The organism is Chengkuizengella marina (assembly GCF_009910845.1).
Classification (GTDB): Bacteria; Bacillota; Bacilli; order Paenibacillales; family KCTC-33759; genus Chengkuizengella; species Chengkuizengella marina.
Genome location: NZ_SIJB01000024.1, coordinates 114,713 through 130,128, shown reverse-complemented (window position 1 = coordinate 130,128; position 15,416 = coordinate 114,713). Strand labels below are relative to the sequence as shown.

Below are 15,416 nucleotides of genomic sequence, written 5' to 3'. Positions count from 1 at the left end.
ATAAAACGTTAGATAATTTTTTCTTTCGCTTTTTCTCTAGTACAGCTTTTTCTTTTTCGTCCAGTTCTTCACTACTTATCTTGTCTGGATCTTCTCCTGTAGGAATTGCAAAGGAACGTAAAAATAAATATTTAAATGCATATGTCATTGCCTTTCCTACACCTTTATCTTGTGTATCTGATCCAGTACCACTTGATACTAATATTTCAGATTCTCCTGTTTCGGCATCAACTATCTTGTATTTCACATCTACGGTGGATAGTGTCCCTTCTCTCTTATGAATCTGCTCAATAGGGAAAACTATTAATTTATTTTCAATTAATTCTTGTCTAACTCTTGAGGTTACTTTTTCTTCTGTAATTGCTTTATAATCGTTTTGTCCAAACTGTATATGATCATCTTTTACAAGGTAGTCAATGGCTTGCATTACATTCAGCATTTTTAAATGTAAAGACAAATTTCTCACCGACTTTCAAAATTAGTATATTAATGATATAATGACCTCGAATTATTTTAATTTTTTAAGCGTAGCTGTTGCCGCAGCTCGCTTTTTCTATTCGTTCAATGTGTCTTCTAGCAGTTTCTCTTACCTTTATAGCTGTATGAACAGTAGAAGTATTTTTTTCATAAATCTGTTTCCATACCTCATATTGGCTCACGCCACAACACCCCTTTCATGTTCATCATTTAGAATCATTTGTTCTTCAATTCTTACATCATCAATATATTTTTGAACCCTTCCTTGTACCATTTCTATCATTTGTTTACTCAATTCTTGTACAAATATTCTTTCACTAGAAACTCCTAAAAATAATTCTATATAGTTACATAATTGAATGAACGAAAATACAGCATGTTCATATTGAAATGTCATGTTGTCGAAAGGTTCTAGCTGCATCCAATACTCTTGATTTTCCACTATATTAATAAGGGCTAACTGAGGTACTGATGGAAAATCATGAATGTATTCATCAATCTGACAAATTACTTGTTTACTAATGCGATCCAGTGTATCCGTAACAATATCTTTCGTATTTACACACATAAGTATTGCACCTCCACTACATCACCACATTCAGTAGCTTCTTTAAAGCACTCTGGACAATGTGGTTGTCTATCTTTATAAACTAACCATTCTGCTTGATTTCCACATCCGCATGTATTTAAGTTATCTACTGTTTCAAATACTGGTGATTCATTACTTCCTGCAAATCTATCCAAATTCATCATGCTATCTCTCCTTTCTCTTCGTCTTTCTTTTTAGGAACCCAAGCGTTGATGTAGGTAATAACGTTTTCTAAGTCTTTTCTTAATACATCCCTATAAGATGGAATTCCCCAACGGTCATAAATTTCTCTGTATAGTTCAGGAAACAAATACTTTCGTTCTTCTTTATCGTCAGAGAACTTATAAACCTTCCTTTTTACTTCTCTTTGTAGTTTTCTTTGCTCCCATTGGGTTAGTGTTATCTGCTTGTCCACTTTTTGGTCAACTTCTTCAATCTTCTGTTCAAGTTGTGGTATCTTAACAATCATGTCTGCTGTTCTGCGGAAAAGTAACGCTTCTGCTTCTTCTTTAGTTAAAGTTGGTATGTTTTCTTTAACTGAGTAGTAATCATCGACCAACATTTCGTAAGCATCCCAAGCTTCATCTGTTTTTAATGATTTTGCATGTAACCATGCTCCTTTTTCTGTCCAGAGGTAAAGTTTATTAATGTTTGGCAAAAGGTCAATTTGACATGTCGCCCTAAAATCTTTTAATTCCTTACCTTCTAATGCTAAAAAGTGTTTTCCCTCTTTGTACCTTTCTTTGTTGCGATTAAAATTTTTAGTAATACGTTCAGAATCAGTTCCGTATGACTCAGCCAGTTGTGAAGTTATTAACACTCTTTGACCATCTTGACTAATTATTTGTAATTGATTCATTCTTTCACCTTCCTTTATTCTGAGTATTTTTTTAAATTCTCCTGTTTCTTCTCTTTAATCCAGTTAAGAAAATCTTCTTTTACAACTCGATGAGAATTACCTATGCTAAAATTAGGTATCCCTCCATACTCTGGGTTCAATTGATATAATTCATATACCCTTCGACGTGAGATTTTAAGATAATCTGCCATATCTTGAGCGGTTAATATTTCTTGCAATTCATCATTATGATTCTCTTCTTTGTTTTCATATTCTTTTAAATACTGTTCTTCCTTTTGTTTTGATGCTATCAATTTCTCTGATATATTAACTCCGGTATTTTCAACATTCTCTATAACATTTGTTACAAGCTCATTGATAGACTGAATCATTTCCTCTGAAAATTGGACTTTAATAATAATTTCTTTCATGTTCATCCCACCTAATTGTTTTTAATTAGTATGGGCTACATCCATATTGAAATATTTAATTCGTTCATTTTCTCTTTCACCTTCCCTTATATTGATAGTTTCATATTTGTTTTCATAGATTAGAAAGTAAAAAAATATAGAACTTTATACTTCATCTTTTTTTTCAACCAAGGTGTAAACACACTTCCATACTGCTTGATAGAATCTATTAAGAATTTCTAATTCCTCCTCTTTAGTCTTGTTTACATAAGCGTCATCACAGAAAATCATTCTGGTATTACCTGACATATACTCCTCCACAACATTACCTTTGATTTCCATAGCCACTTCACCTCCCTTATAATTTTTCAATCATTTCTACTTTAAACTATCTATTACTGATCGATTGTTTTCGATATAAACTAATTGACTCATTCTTTCACCTTCCTTTATTGATAGATTGTTATTGAACTTTTTCACTTTTCATATAATTCAATATCTCTTGTTCCCTCATCCAATTATCAAGAGTGCTTGTCCTAAATATTATTCTTGGTTTTTGAGAATCTTTAGCACCAAGCCTTATATGTGGTATATCTCCTTCTTTACACATTCGATAAATTAATTTTCTTGAAATACCAGTGTATTCTGCTGCTTCATCGACATTAAGTCTTTTATCCTCTCTTGGATTTTGTTGAAATTCTTTTATTAAGGATTGCTTTACCTTTCTGGCCACATCTTGGACTAATTCTTGATAAAATTCTTCAATCATCTTCATAAAATCTCCCCTTCTCCTATCCAGCTTTTTTGATAAGTTCAAAAAGTGATTTAGGGATGAGCTCTTTTGCTGCAGCAAGACGAAATTTTTCAGAATCAATATTCAAAACTTCTGCTAATGCAATGTTTACTTCATCTCTAGCTGGAGGGCACTTACCATTTTGTAACTTGCTTAAAATTGCCTTGTCCATGCAGATGTCCTCTTTTGCTAATTTAAATATAATTCTTGATAGTGAAAGTCCACTTCTCTCAGTTGCTTTTTTTAAAATCTCTGCATAACTCATTATATTTTCACCTCCTGTAATATTGTGATGACTTTTTAATCATCGTTGATTATTTAGTCACTATTTAACTTAATATTAGCAACACCCTCATTTATTGTCAATGACTTAAAAGTCACAATTACAAAAAAGTGTTGATTAAAAAATCAACACTGTGGTAATATTAATAATGAAAACGAAGTGTGAAGGGTTGGTATTTAAAATGAATTATTCAGATTTAATATATGATTATATTAAGAAAAGTGGATTAAGCTTGGCAGAAATAACAAGACGTCTACAGGAAGAAAAGAATATAAAAATAGATCGCTCGTATCTATCCAAATTAAAAAACGATCCAAAATATCCAGCTACAGATGAAGTCAATCGAGCGATTGCGGAAATAACAGGAGGTGATCCAAAAACACTTGTTATGGCAGGATATCGTGAAAGAGCACCGATTGAAATTAAAGAGGTTCTAGATAAAACTATTTCTTATGAAAGACTTTTAAAAGGCATATTAGAAAACCGTAATTGTGACAAAAAAACTAAAGATCAATTAGAAAAACTTACTAATCTTGCACCTTATGAGTTAGATGAATTATTAAATAAAATTCTGAATGACATTGAACTTGATAGTTTTTTAAACATCTATAAATCCACTAATTCTTTTAATCAATTTAATAATGATGAAAAAGACCTAATTAAGCTTAAAAAAATTAGAGAGTCTCAAAATATCTCAATATCTCAAATGGCTAAACAACTTGGAATGACCGAGGATGAATATCAAAAATTCGAACAATTTGGAGGTATACAATCAGACAAAGAAGCAATAAGAAAAGTAAATGATCTATATAAAAAAACAATTAATGAACTAGAAAATAAAATATCAGAAGAATCTGTTGGATATAAAATATCAAAAGAATACCACATAGAAAACAATGATATGTCTGGAGATAGAATAATGAAAGGAGATGAAGTAATTATTTCTGTACAAGATTCCATCACAGAAAAAGATATTGCATTAGTATCTATTAATAACGAACAAGAAGTTTTAAGACGTGTTAAACAAGTAGGTAAAAATTGTATGCTCACACCTTCAAACCCACATATACAACCAGAATTAATACCTTGTGAAGATATAAAAATAATTGGGAAGGTTGTTGAAGTAAAATTTAAACTTTAAAAAATTATTAAGGAGGCTTAGTTTATGGCATCTATTGAAAAACGGGGGAAAAAATCTTGGCGACTAATTGTAGAAGTTGGATATGGTCCTAACAACAAACGTATAAAAAGAAGTAAGACAATCCGTATAGAGGATGAATCTTTATTAAAAACAAAAAAAAAATTGAGAGATTATCTCAATGAGGAGCTAGTGAAATTTAAAATTGAAGTTGAAGCTGGCGAATATATTGCCCCTGAAAAAATGAAGTTTAAAGACTTTGTCGAAGAATGGAAAGAGAAATATGCTTCAGAGAAGCTATCACCAAAGACATTTAAAAACTATAACGATCACTTGAAATCTCGTATTATTCCCAGTTTTGGACACAAACGAATTGATCAAATTACATCAATGCAAATTGTGACATTTTTAAAAGAACTTCAGAAACCAGGAGCAAGAAAAGATGGGCGTGGAGATTTTTTAGAAGTTAGTACTATTCAATACATATACCGTATTTTAAAAAACATCTTCTCTCGCGCAACTGAATGGAAATTAATCCCAATAAATCCTATGAAAGATATCAAAAGCCCCATCCTTTCAAAAAAAGAGGCAGTAAAAAAGAAACTTAGTTCAAAAGAAACTCTGCATTATTACGATGAAAATGAAGCACAAGAAGTGATATCAGCGCTCTATAAAGAATCCTCTAAATGGAGACTTTTAGTTCTTGGATCAATGATCGGTGGATTTCGTAGAGGGGAGTTAGTAGGGCTAGAATGGTCTAATGTTGATTTTGATGAAAATGTTCTAAGAATCAAAAATAATATAGCATTAACCGTTAAAGGGATAGCGGTTGAAGGCGATCCAAAATCACTTAGTTCTATCCGCTCTGTAGATATGCCTGGGTGGTACATGAAGGAATTAGAACAATATTATGATGAGTGGATAGAACTAAAAGATGAACTGGGCAATAAATGGATAGGTGGAGAAAGAGAATTTGTTTTCCATAATGGATATGGAAAGACATATTATTACGAACACCCTTCAAAGTGGTGGAAAAGATTTTGCAAAAGACATAACATAAGATATATAAAATTTCATGGGCTAAGGCATAGCTCTGGGACATTATTGATAGAAGATGAAAGCGGTGAAAATGTAGACTCTTTATTAAAAGCAATACAGGAACGTCTTGGACATTCACGATATCAAACAACTGCTGATATTTATGCCCATGTGACAAAAAAAGTGAGAAAAAGAACCGCAGGTAAGTTTGATAAATTTTCTCCAGAAAAAACCGTCCCCAATTCGTCCCCAATTTATCATAACTCAGATAATATCCAGTCATCACTTAATATTCACTAGCAAAAAAATCCCTTGATAAACAAAGGATTTGGACGTTTTAATTATGGTGACCTGAACAGGGTTCGAACCTGTGACCTCCACCCTGTCAAGATGGCGCTCTCCCTGCTGAGCTATCAGGTCATTTAAATTTTATGCTTTTAGTATACTTATACTATCAAGGATGAATTAAAAGGTCAATCATAAATTTAAAAACTACTTTTTTAATTGATTAATAAATTTTTTGGTTTCTTTAATTGCTTGCTCCAATGGTTCAGTGGTTCCCTGAAAAGGATGTAAAGAATTAAACGTATGATTGCCTCCTGTAATTTGAATCAAATTAATTTTGGGTTTTTTTTCAATTAGCTTTTTAGATCCTTGAATTAATCGGTCATGATCCTCTGTACCTTGGATAAGTACGATAGGTGTTTCCGTGTATTTTACCCTTTCAATAATATTATACTTTTCTTCATTCTTTTCCATATCTTCCAGTATTTCCACATTTAAAGGCATTTGCTGTTTTGTACGTGCGTTATATACAAAAGATTTTCCTGTTTGCTTCATTTCTTCTTTTTGATCTCTGGTGAATAAATCTACGTTTGTTATTCCATTCCAGCACACTATACCTTGAACTGCTTTAGGATGATCAAAGTTATATATTAAACATATTCCTGCCCCTCTACTGTGACCTAATAAGTAAAGCTGAGATGTATTCATATCTACATCAATTGGGAGTTTCTGATTTTGAACAGCATCCATTACTGTGTTTAAATCCTCTAACTCTCTTGCATATGTATTTTGTGCAAATTTATCTAATTCCGTAAAATCAAGTAGATTCTCACCAACACCATTGTAAGAGAAATTGAATGTAACTACATCCAAATCATCTGCTAATGTCTCTCCAATATAAGGAAACATCCCCCAATCTTTAAAACCCTTAAAACCGTGGCATATAATGAGGGTACCTTTAGAAGGGTTTTTAGAAACATAAACATTCCCTCGTAACACCCTACTCTTTGTCTTTGTAATATTAATTTTAAACGGGATGGACAATAGAATTCCTCCTTTGTATTAAACTATTTCTATTCTTTTTCGAGCCTTAGCAGATTCAATACAAGCTGTAACTACCTTTATATTATAATGAGCATCTTTAGATGGAAATGGTAAAGGTTGTTTTTGATATACACTTTGTGCGAAAGAATCTACTTGTAATGTATATTGATTAACTTCAGGCACCTCAATAACTTTAGAAATACCTTGTTTTGTAACTATAAAATGATTCTTCCCATCCATTGTAATAAATGCACTTGGCACTTCAATTTTTCCGTCAGAACCTACAATCTCTATGCTGTTTCTAAATTCTGCCCACATCCCACAGTCAAAAGTTAATGATATTTGATTCGGAAATTCAATTAATCCAGACGCCATCATATCTACTTGATCATGTTGTGAGGAGAAAAAGGCATGTGTAGTTACCGCTTCAGGTTCATTTTCTAAAATCATTCTTGCAGCACTAATAGGATAGCAACCGACATCATATAATGAACCACCACCCATATGTTGCTTGTATCTAACGTTTTCCATATCCTCTGCATTATTAAACGTAAATACACTATGTATTCCTCGTATTTCACCAATTTCACCCGATCTTATCGTCTCTTTTAACTGTATGTAACGAGGGTGATATCGATACATAAATGCTTCGGCTAAATAAACATTAGCTTTATCACAAGCTTCTATCATTTCCTCGACTTCTTTTTCATTTAGTGCTAATGGTTTTTCACATAGTATATGTTTACCTGCTTGTGCTGCTTTGATCGTCCACTGTTTATGTAAATGATTCGGAAGGGGAATGTAAACTGCTTCTACGTCTGGATCAGCTAATAATTCCTCATAACTTCCATATGCTCTTGGTATGTTCAATGCAGATGCTGTTTTTAAAGCCTTATCCTTTCCTCGACTAGCAATGGCCGTCACTTCATTTGATATTGAATTCTTTATGGCAGGTATGACTGAATTTATAGCTATGTTGGCACAACCTAAAATTCCCCATTTCATTTTCCTCGTGTCTATTGTGACCACTCCTAATTGCTTTTTTCTTGTAAAAGAACCTTATTTTCTGTATATTAAGTAAAACTACAATCATAAAAATACTCCACTCTTTATATTATGGAGTAGGAAGTACTGTTAAACAAGTAAATAATAATAAATAAAAAAATATTTTTTGCAACATTTCTGCCTTCTAGTTCGTCTAATATTTAAATCAAAAAATGAAAGAAGGGTTTAAATTGAACAAAAAAATATTAACAGGCTTTTCCGTAATTTTCATGTTTATTTTTGCAGTTGCTGGATCAGTTTTTGCATTTAGCGACTTACCTGAAGGAACAAATAAAAACATAATTATGGAATTAAAGAGAAATGGAGTTGTAAGTGGTATGGACGAAAATAATTTCGCTCCTAATGGAAAACTTACCTATGCTCAAGGTATTGCCTTAATCGTAAAAGGATTAGATTTGAACTTAGCCCATATGACCTTTGTCAAGCAACCTTTAGCAAGTGATTATTTTACAAGTATATCAGATGAATCCTGGTATGCGGATTATTTTGTAAAAGCCTACTTAAATGGTGTAGAGATAGAAAAGGATGTTAATCCAACCAAGAAGATGACGAAAGAACAATTTGCACATGCCTTATTTCAAGCAATGGATGCAAAAGGAGACTATAGCTTTATAGAAATTTTCTTAACGATAAAAGATGCTGATAAGATCAATCCAGAATATATGGATAGCATTCAAAAAATATTACTTTCAGAAGTTGCCTTATTAGACCAAGCAAATAACTTCCATCCGACACAACTTGTCAAAAGAATTGACGCATCAGTGATGATATTTAAAGCAATAAACTTTGTAAATGATAACCATTCAGAGGATGAACCGCCAGTTGACATACCGACACCTATTCCTGATGAAGAAGTTTCCTTTAAAGTAGAAAAAGTGAATGAAGAAGTGAATAAAGTCACTTTATCATGGGGTGAAAAGCCAAATGCAGGTTACTCTATAGAAATTACATCGGTGGACTTTGTAAATAATGAAGCTGTCATTCATTATCAACTTCATTATCCAGTTGAAGGTATGATGTACGCTATGGTAATTACAGAACCTAAAGCAGAAACTTATATTTCAAATTCATTAACAGCTAGTATTCAACAAGAAAAATAAATCACTGTTCTGAACAAAAACATTTCTAAACAGCTCCTTACATTTTCACAAAAATGATGAGGGGTTTTTATTTTTTTCTTAATAACTTGATTAAAAAAAATTTTGGAAAGGCAAATATAAATAAAAAGGACGCTTTAAGTAAATGATAAATATGGAAAAATAAACTTTAATGACATGAATAGATTCAATTCTAATTTAAGATAAGAAAGGATAACTTCTTTTGAAACCATTCATACCTCAACTTGTCTATTTTGAGCCTAACGCATTAGAGTATCCATTAGGAAAACAACTTTGGCAAAAATTCACCGATATGGGATTAGAAATAAGAAAAACGACATCACATAATCAAGTAAGAAATATTCCAGGTGATAATGAGTTGGAGAAATATCGGGTTGCTAAATCAACATTAGTTGTTGGTATTAGAAAAACATTAAAGTTTGATACATCCAAACCCTCAGCTGAATACGCCATTCCTTTAGCTACTGGATGTATGGGACATTGCCATTATTGCTATTTACAAACTACACTTGGAAGCAAACCTTATATTAGAACCTATGTTAATCTAGAGGAAATTTTTAATCAAGCACAAAAGTATATCAGTGAACGAGAACCTGATATTACACGTTTTGAAGCAGCTTGTACGTCTGATATAGTTGGAATTGATCACCTAACCCATTCCTTAAAAAAAACGATTGAATTTATCGGAAAAACCAATCTAGGCAGACTTAGATTCGTCACAAAATATCATCATGTTGATCATTTGTTAGATGCTGAACATAATGGTCATACTCGTTTTAGATTTAGCATTAACTCAAAGTATGTGATTAAAAACTTTGAAGCAGGTACTTCACCGTTAGAACAACGAATACAAGCAGCCAAAAAGATAGCTCAGGCTAAATATCCACTTGGATTTATCATTGCTCCAATTTATATTCATGAAAATTGGCAGGAAGAATACACTGATTTAATAAAGAAACTGTCTGACGCTTTAGCCCCAATAAGTGTTCCTGATCTAACCTTTGAATTAATTCAGCATCGTTATACTAAACCTGCAAAAAAAGTCATTCAAGAACGTTATCCTAATTCAAAACTAGAAATGAATGAAGAGGATAGAAAATATAAATGGGGAAGATATGGAATAGGAAAATATGTTTATCCTGATGATGAAGCAAATGCGATTAAAGATTTAATGCAACTAAATATTAAAAAATATTTTCCACAAGCTAAAGTTGAATATTTCACTTAAATTACAATAAGTTAAAAACTCCCTTCTTCCTACCACTTTGGATAGAAACAAGGGAGTATTTGAGTGGTGCCGAGGACCGGAGTCGAACCGGTACGGTAGTCACCTACCGCAGGATTTTAAGTCCTGTGCGTCTGCCAATTCCGCCACCCCGGCACACTTTAGTTGGTGGGCCTTGAGGGACTCGAACCCCCGACCAATCGGTTATGAGCCGATTGCTCTGACCAACTGAGCTAAAGGCCCAAACTTGGTTGCGGGGGCAGGATTTGAACCTACGACCTTCGGGTTATGAGCCCGACGAGCTACCAGACTGCTCCACCCCGCGTTGTTAGCTTGTATAATAGCGACAAGAGTAATCATACACAATGCTAAAAACAAAGTCAAGGTTTTTTTTATAATCTATATTTTCACAATGTTTAGAAAATTTATTTTTATATTATATATCGCACACCATACCTACCTTTTTGCGATTTAAAAACCTCAACTTCCGTTGGATATTCGAAGCCATATACCCACCAATCTTCCTCCATTCTTTTCGCTAAACATCCCGCTTGAAATTTGGAATCATACAATTTAACACAGTAAATCCATTTCATATTCTCACCTCATAAACTATTTAAGAATAGTTTTAGATTAACCGTTTTTCTCACATTTATTGCAACTAAACAGATATTTTTCTAATTTTATTATTGCATTAGATTTCCTTTGCATGGTTATTCTAAATATCATGAGAATAAAGTTTATTGGATAAAAACTTAACAGCCCGTTTTAAAAAAGATAATTACAAATGAATGTTAAATTATGATTCAGACTGCTGTTCTTCCTCATCACGATATCGATGAGCAAGCCTGCTGGAAGCTGATGCAGCAATACTTGCGACTAAATCATCTAAGAAGGTATGAATACCATTGTTTCGTTTTGTATCTAATTTTTTAATAATTCCTATTTTATTTTTATCTAAATGCCCAAAAGTTGTTAAGGCAATACTGCCATATGCATACACTGAACCGATCGCTAACGTTTCATCACAACCAAATAATCCTTCATCTGTTTCAATAAGTGATTGTAAGGGTTCGGATAACATCCCTTTTTCGCATAAAACATCCATCTCAATTCCAACTAAAACAGCATGTTGAACTTCTCTTTTTTCTAAAACAGCCTCCACACTTTCTATGCAGTCGTCAATATGAAGATCCTCATGATAAGCTGACTGCATCTCATATACAATAAAAGCGATATCCTCTATTTTTACTCCACGCTGATTTAACTTTTCAAAAACTGCAGTTCTAACTTCTTTACTGTGTACTTGTCTTTTCATTTAAAATTCCTCCCCTTTGAAAAGATTCCTACATTATATCATACTTCACAAAATAGCCCTTATTAAAATGGATAAAAACAGCTATAATAGAAATTAGAAGTAAATAAGATACGTTATCATATGCAGCGTGTTCATTTTTCTTGCAAAACTCCTGTAGTCTAATTTAATAAGGAGGTATATAATAATATGAATTTTGGAATTGTAGTGTTTCCAAGTAAAGAAATTCAAGATTTTTCTAATTCTCATCGCATGAGGTATGATCCACACTATAAACTTTTACCTCCTCATATCACAATCAAAAAACTTGAATCATTTGATGAACAAAAAATGGATGAAATTGTTGCTCATCTTGAGGATGTCACTTCTAATTTATCACCATTTGAAATCACATTTAATAGAGTATCAAACTTTTTCCCATTAAGTAATGTAATTTACCTTGCACTTGAGGAAACAAACAAAATTACAACTTTATACGAAAGTATTAATACGGGTATCTTAAGAGAAGTTCAACCCCAGTTTCCTTTTACTCCTCACCTGACAATTGGTCAAAATTTAAATGAAGATGAGATGTTTGATATTTTTGCAAATTTAAAAACCTATAATATCCACTACCGTATGAAAGTGGATCGCATTCATATGCTTTATCAACTTGAGAACGAAGTATGGACTGCATACCAGAGTTTTGTTTTAAAAGATAAATATTAAATTTACAAAAAAAAATGTAGAAAATATTTAATACCTACTCCATATCTAAATGAATGGAGTAGTTTTTTTGTGGATTTCCAGTATTTCGTTTAGAAACTTTAAGTTTATTACATCGTATAAATAAGGAAGTTCTTAAATAGAAAAAGGGGAGATTTTTAATGAATTTACCAAATCAATCTTTTGACATCATGTTTACGATTGTTCCGATTTTTATAGGCATCATTTTTATTATTGTATTTGGAGGTATTATTTTTACAATAATTAAAGTTGCTTCTCAATGGAACAATAACAATAAACAACCCGTACTTACTGTAAATGCTAAAGTAGTTAGTAAAAGAGATGAAGTGAGCAGTAGAAGGAGGCATAATGATGATCATGTCTCTCATCGTACATCAACAACATATTACACAACATTTGAAGTGGAAAGCGGTGATCGGATGGAGCTTCAAATGAGCGGTGAACAATTTGGTATTTTAATTGAAGGAGACTTAGGTAAATTAACTTTTCAAGGAACTCGTTTTAAAGGTTTTGAAAGAGTTATAAAATAAACGTACATACATAACTTCATTTCATTCATTGCCTATACTATTAAACCTCCCTGCTTAAACGGGGGAGGTCTGTCTAAATAGTATATGGTGATTATGACTCAACTGCTTCTAAAATTTTACTTAACAAATCACGATTTTCATCTAGTTTTTTTTGAAACTCTTGTGGAGAAAGCCCGATTTTCTCAGCCAAACACACCGGTATTTTCTCTGCTTTTTCTTTCAAATCGATACCTTTATTTGTTAAACTGACAAGTACTTTTCTTTCATCATCTCTAGAACGTTCTCGTTTAACAATATCAGCTTCTTCCATTCTCTTTAGAAGTGGAGTCAAAGTTCCTGAATCTAATAATAAGTTTTCCCCCAGCTGTTTCACTGTCAATTCATTTTGTTCCCATAAAACAAGCAATACTAAATATTGAGGGTATGTTACATTCATATCCTTCAAAAATAAATTATACAATTTTGTAAACTCCTTAGACAATGCATAGATAGAAAAACATAATTGATTTTCGATTTTTAATGGTTCATCCATCAATATTCACCTACCCGCTAAGTTATCAATGAAATATTATCGTAACAAAGTTCAAATGTAAACCTAGATAACCATATATAGAGCATATTCTTTACTTTGACAGTAAATAAATCATATGTTAAATTTTAATTGTGCACAATTAAATTATACAAAATTAATATATCAAAATCTAGTCTATTCTATAATTGAACCAATAAAATAAAAGAAAAGAGGAGTAAACATGATAAAATTAAGTGTTCTGGATCAATCCCCAGTTTCTGAAGGCAGCAATCCACAAGAAGCTCTTAAAAACACAGTAAAGTTAGCTCAAAAAACAGAAGCATTAGGTTATCATCGTTTTTGGGTAGCAGAACACCATCATACTGAAGCATTAGCAGGTTCATCTCCTGAAATTTTAATTGCACACTTGGCCTCAAACACATCCAAAATAAAAGTAGGCTCAGGTGGCGTAATGTTACCTCACTATAGCTCTTACAAAGTTGCTGAGAACTTTCAATTATTAGAATCACTTCATCCAAATCGAATCGATTTAGGTGTAGGTCGAGCTCCTGGTGGTATGCCGTTATCAACAATTGCTTTACAAGAAGGTAAAAAAAGAACCGTTCACCAATTTCCTCAGCAAATAGATGATTTATTAGCTTACATTCATGATGATTTAGATGAAAATCATCAATTAGCTGGTTTAAAAGCTACTCCTTTAAGTCCAACAGCACCAGAACTGTGGATGTTGGGTTCAAGTGGAGATAGTGCAGTTTTAGCGGCGAAGAAAGGATTACCTTATACATTTGCACATTTTATAAATGGACAAGGCGGATCACAGTATGTAGAACATTATAAGCGGATTTTTAAACCTTCTAAATACTTAAATAAACCTAAAAACATTGTAGCTATTTTTGTAATTTGTGCTGAAAGTGATGAAGAAGCAGAGAGAATAGCAAAAAGTCTAGATTTATCCTTACTGTTGATTGAAAAAGGAGAGAGGACGGGGAAGGGAATTCCCAGTATAGAAACAGCAGAATCATACATTTATGATGAATTCGATTTAGAACGTATACGTCAAAATAGAAAACGAATGATCGTGGGATCACAAGAATCAGTGACTCATCAACTTCTACAGCTAAGAGATCAATATGGTACAGATGAATTAATGATAGTCACCATTACTCATAACTTTGAAGATAAACTGCGCTCCTATGAACTACTTGCAGAGGCATTTAGACTGTAAAATCATCTTTGATAACGAATTTTTGTTTCATTATACATTAAATTTTCTAAAAATATTAAATTAGAGGGAATGGGTATAAGCCATTGATTCCCTCTATTATATTACCAATCACACAAGTAAATAAATGATATACAGGAATGGTAGTTTAATCTATCAAATACTGATCAGGATTATGACGCCAAGATTGAAGCAATTCTAAATCTTCACTATCTACTTTGCCCATGTCTGACGCAATTTGAATAAGTGCAGTATAATTTGATAAAGTGTGTAGTTGAATATTTTCTTCAACAAAAGTTTTTGATGCCTTTTCAAATTGATAAGTAAATATGGCTACAACCGCTTGCACATATCCCCCAGCTTCTTCTACTGCTTTTGCCGCTTTTAATGAACTGCCACCTGTAGAAATTAAATCTTCAATTACAATTACTTTTTGATCAGGTTTTAAAAGACCTTCAATTTGATTTTTCTTTCCATGACCTTTTGCTTTATCACGAATATATATCATTGGCAGTCTTAACTTATCAGAAACCCAAGCAGCATGAGGAATACCTGCTGTTGAAGTTCCTGCGATGACTTCAACATCTGGGTATTTTTCTTTTATAACTTGTACAAACCCTTCAGCAATGATATTTCTAATGTGAGGATATGACATCGTTAAACGATTATCACAATAAATAGGTGATAACAACCCTGAAGACCATGTAAAAGGATCTTTAGGTTGAAGATTCACTGCACCAATATCCAATAGTGATTGTGCAATTTGATTAGCTAGCTGAGAATTCATA

The 15,416-nt window shown here is 32.5% G+C and carries 22 protein-coding genes and 4 tRNA genes; 7 read left to right on the top strand and 19 right to left on the bottom strand.

Features of this window, described 5'->3' with window-relative positions:
• The 9 genes from ERL59_RS11025 to ERL59_RS10990 all read right to left on the bottom strand — a co-directional run.
• Positions 1-466, bottom strand: a 466-nt coding sequence (locus ERL59_RS11025) for an ERF family protein (protein WP_407925707.1), incomplete at its 3' end; no start/stop codon positions are given.
• Positions 467-521: 55 nt separating this feature from the next.
• The gene (locus ERL59_RS11020; RefSeq protein ID WP_160646268.1) at positions 522-659 is read right to left on the bottom strand and encodes a hypothetical protein; all 138 of its coding nucleotides are present in this window, start codon (positions 657-659) and stop codon (positions 522-524) included.
• On the bottom strand, positions 656-1,045 hold the full coding sequence (locus ERL59_RS11015; RefSeq protein ID WP_160646267.1) for a hypothetical protein: 390 nt from the start codon (positions 1,043-1,045) through the stop codon (positions 656-658). Before ERL59_RS11015 ends, ERL59_RS11020 begins: the two co-directional genes overlap by 4 nt.
• Complete coding sequence (locus tag ERL59_RS11010) at positions 1,036-1,230, bottom strand: hypothetical protein (RefSeq protein ID WP_160646266.1); 195 nt, start codon at positions 1,228-1,230, stop codon at positions 1,036-1,038. Before ERL59_RS11010 ends, ERL59_RS11015 begins: the two co-directional genes overlap by 10 nt.
• Positions 1,227-1,925: an ORF6N domain-containing protein gene (locus ERL59_RS11005; protein WP_160646265.1), complete on the bottom strand. Its 699-nt coding sequence runs from the start codon at positions 1,923-1,925 to the stop codon at positions 1,227-1,229. Before ERL59_RS11005 ends, ERL59_RS11010 begins: the two co-directional genes overlap by 4 nt.
• Before the next feature lie 14 nt (positions 1,926-1,939).
• Positions 1,940-2,335 (bottom strand): helix-turn-helix domain-containing protein, encoded by a 396-nt coding sequence (locus tag ERL59_RS11000; RefSeq protein ID WP_235929859.1) that lies wholly within the window; start codon positions 2,333-2,335, stop codon positions 1,940-1,942.
• Between the two features lie 144 nt (positions 2,336-2,479).
• Positions 2,480-2,656: a hypothetical protein gene (locus ERL59_RS20775; protein WP_201763538.1), complete on the bottom strand. Its 177-nt coding sequence runs from the start codon at positions 2,654-2,656 to the stop codon at positions 2,480-2,482.
• Positions 2,657-2,777: 121 nt separating this feature from the next.
• Positions 2,778-3,089 (bottom strand): helix-turn-helix transcriptional regulator, encoded by a 312-nt coding sequence (locus ERL59_RS10995; protein WP_160646264.1) that lies wholly within the window; start codon positions 3,087-3,089, stop codon positions 2,778-2,780.
• Between the two features lie 16 nt (positions 3,090-3,105).
• On the bottom strand, positions 3,106-3,372 hold the full coding sequence (locus ERL59_RS10990) for a helix-turn-helix domain-containing protein (protein ID WP_201763537.1): 267 nt from the start codon (positions 3,370-3,372) through the stop codon (positions 3,106-3,108).
• A 199-nt stretch (positions 3,373-3,571) separates the two neighbouring features.
• Here ERL59_RS10990 and ERL59_RS10985 point away from each other — a divergent pair, with 199 nt between their 5' ends.
• Together ERL59_RS10985 and ERL59_RS10980 are read left to right on the top strand one after the other, a co-directional pair.
• Entirely contained in the window at positions 3,572-4,531 is a 960-nt protein-coding gene (locus ERL59_RS10985) for a S24 family peptidase (RefSeq protein ID WP_160646263.1), read from the top strand.
• Between the two features lie 24 nt (positions 4,532-4,555).
• Positions 4,556-5,866 carry a tyrosine-type recombinase/integrase gene (locus tag ERL59_RS10980; protein WP_160646262.1) on the top strand — a complete coding sequence of 437 codons (1,311 nt, stop codon included), beginning with the start codon at positions 4,556-4,558 and terminating at the stop codon, positions 5,864-5,866.
• Positions 5,867-5,910: 44 nt separating this feature from the next.
• Here the strand turns inward: ERL59_RS10980 and ERL59_RS10975 are convergent.
• From ERL59_RS10975 to ERL59_RS10965, 3 genes are all read right to left on the bottom strand, one after another.
• Positions 5,911-5,986: transfer RNA gene (locus ERL59_RS10975), tRNA-Val, on the bottom strand.
• Between the two features lie 72 nt (positions 5,987-6,058).
• Positions 6,059-6,895, bottom strand: a complete 837-nt coding sequence (locus tag ERL59_RS10970) for an alpha/beta hydrolase family protein (protein WP_160646261.1) — start codon at positions 6,893-6,895, stop codon at positions 6,059-6,061.
• A gap of 18 nt (positions 6,896-6,913) precedes the next feature.
• Complete coding sequence (locus ERL59_RS10965; RefSeq protein ID WP_201763536.1) at positions 6,914-7,900, bottom strand: Gfo/Idh/MocA family protein; 987 nt, start codon at positions 7,898-7,900, stop codon at positions 6,914-6,916.
• A 230-nt stretch (positions 7,901-8,130) separates the two neighbouring features.
• On the opposite strand from ERL59_RS10965, the gene ERL59_RS10960 reads away from it, so the two are divergent.
• Both ERL59_RS10960 and splB read left to right on the top strand, forming a co-directional pair.
• Positions 8,131-9,060: an S-layer homology domain-containing protein gene (locus ERL59_RS10960; protein WP_160646260.1), complete on the top strand. Its 930-nt coding sequence runs from the start codon at positions 8,131-8,133 to the stop codon at positions 9,058-9,060.
• A gap of 220 nt (positions 9,061-9,280) precedes the next feature.
• On the top strand, positions 9,281-10,306 hold the full coding sequence (gene splB, locus ERL59_RS10955) for a spore photoproduct lyase (protein ID WP_160646259.1): 1,026 nt from the start codon (positions 9,281-9,283) through the stop codon (positions 10,304-10,306).
• A gap of 64 nt (positions 10,307-10,370) precedes the next feature.
• On the opposite strand, the gene ERL59_RS10950 is transcribed toward splB, so the two are convergent.
• The 5 genes from ERL59_RS10950 to ERL59_RS10935 all read right to left on the bottom strand — a co-directional run bounded on the left by ERL59_RS10950 (position 10,371) and on the right by ERL59_RS10935 (position 11,621).
• Positions 10,371-10,459 (bottom strand) — tRNA-Leu (locus ERL59_RS10950).
• A 10-nt stretch (positions 10,460-10,469) separates the two neighbouring features.
• Positions 10,470-10,546 (bottom strand) — tRNA-Ile (locus ERL59_RS10945).
• A 5-nt stretch (positions 10,547-10,551) separates the two neighbouring features.
• Positions 10,552-10,628, bottom strand: a tRNA-Met gene (locus tag ERL59_RS10940).
• 106 nt (positions 10,629-10,734) lie between these two features.
• Positions 10,735-10,899: a hypothetical protein gene (locus ERL59_RS20770; RefSeq protein ID WP_201763535.1), complete on the bottom strand. Its 165-nt coding sequence runs from the start codon at positions 10,897-10,899 to the stop codon at positions 10,735-10,737.
• Between the two features lie 203 nt (positions 10,900-11,102).
• Positions 11,103-11,621 (bottom strand): phosphatidylglycerophosphatase A family protein, encoded by a 519-nt coding sequence (locus tag ERL59_RS10935; RefSeq protein ID WP_160646258.1) that lies wholly within the window; start codon positions 11,619-11,621, stop codon positions 11,103-11,105.
• Positions 11,622-11,807: 186 nt separating this feature from the next.
• Here ERL59_RS10935 and ERL59_RS10930 point away from each other — a divergent pair, with 186 nt between their 5' ends.
• Together ERL59_RS10930 and ERL59_RS10925 are read left to right on the top strand one after the other, a co-directional pair.
• Positions 11,808-12,326: a 2'-5' RNA ligase family protein gene (locus ERL59_RS10930; protein WP_160646257.1), complete on the top strand. Its 519-nt coding sequence runs from the start codon at positions 11,808-11,810 to the stop codon at positions 12,324-12,326.
• A gap of 158 nt (positions 12,327-12,484) precedes the next feature.
• Entirely contained in the window at positions 12,485-12,874 is a 390-nt protein-coding gene (locus tag ERL59_RS10925) for a DUF2500 domain-containing protein (RefSeq protein WP_160646256.1), read from the top strand.
• Between the two features lie 91 nt (positions 12,875-12,965).
• Here ERL59_RS10925 and ERL59_RS10920 read toward each other — a convergent pair whose 3' ends face one another.
• Positions 12,966-13,409 carry a MarR family winged helix-turn-helix transcriptional regulator gene (locus ERL59_RS10920; protein ID WP_160646255.1) on the bottom strand — a complete coding sequence of 148 codons (444 nt, stop codon included), beginning with the start codon at positions 13,407-13,409 and terminating at the stop codon, positions 12,966-12,968.
• Between the two features lie 217 nt (positions 13,410-13,626).
• On the opposite strand from ERL59_RS10920, the gene ERL59_RS10915 reads away from it, so the two are divergent.
• Positions 13,627-14,631 carry an LLM class flavin-dependent oxidoreductase gene (locus ERL59_RS10915; protein ID WP_160646254.1) on the top strand — a complete coding sequence of 335 codons (1,005 nt, stop codon included), beginning with the start codon at positions 13,627-13,629 and terminating at the stop codon, positions 14,629-14,631.
• A 145-nt stretch (positions 14,632-14,776) separates the two neighbouring features.
• On the opposite strand, the gene pyrE is transcribed toward ERL59_RS10915, so the two are convergent.
• Positions 14,777-15,415, bottom strand: a complete 639-nt coding sequence (gene pyrE / locus ERL59_RS10910; RefSeq protein ID WP_160646253.1) for an orotate phosphoribosyltransferase — start codon at positions 15,413-15,415, stop codon at positions 14,777-14,779.
• Between the last annotated feature and the right edge of the window lies 1 nt (position 15,416).